Below are 552 nucleotides of genomic sequence, written 5' to 3'. Positions count from 1 at the left end.
GACTACACGACCGCGACCAACGCGACCGTCCTCGCCGAGATCAACGCGGCGCTCGGGGCCGCCGCGACCGCGGACTCGTACGACGTCGTCAAGGGCGAGCACTACCCGGACTTCGCAGCCCGGCAGCGCACCCACTCGAACACCGGCACCGCCGGCATCGAGCAGTGGTCCGCGGTGAAGCTCGCCGCGAACAACGCCGGCGTGCAGCGCCTCGAGACGACCGACCCGGCGACCGCGTTCTACGGCATCGCCGTCGAACCGATCGCCCCCGGCCAGATCGGGCGCATCCTCCGCAAGGGACGCCTGTCCGCGCCCGGCCAGCTCCTCGGCTGGACAGGCGCCGCGGTCGCGCCTGGCGCGACCGTCTACCACTCCGACACCACCCCGGGCGCGTTAGCGACCACCGGAACCCGACCCGCGCTCACCGGCTACCTCGCCGGCTGGGCCACCCTCTAAGGAGAGAGACGACATGGCCGGCACGATCGTCAACGTCGATACCGACTTCGACCCCACCCTCCCCATGCCCACCCTGCACCTGCCCGTGACAGGGGC

1 protein-coding gene is annotated in these 552 nt (G+C 71.9%); it reads left to right on the top strand.

What is annotated here, in order from left to right:
* The coding region (locus B0T42_RS20375) for a hypothetical protein (RefSeq protein WP_158078203.1) at positions 1-456 on the top strand (456 nt) is incomplete at its 5' end.
* Between the last annotated feature and the right edge of the window lie 96 nt (positions 457-552).

It is taken from the genome of Rathayibacter rhapontici (genome assembly GCF_001995175.1).
Lineage (GTDB): Bacteria > Actinomycetota > Actinomycetes > Actinomycetales > Microbacteriaceae > Rathayibacter.
This window is presented reverse-complemented; position numbering and strand designations above follow the sequence as displayed.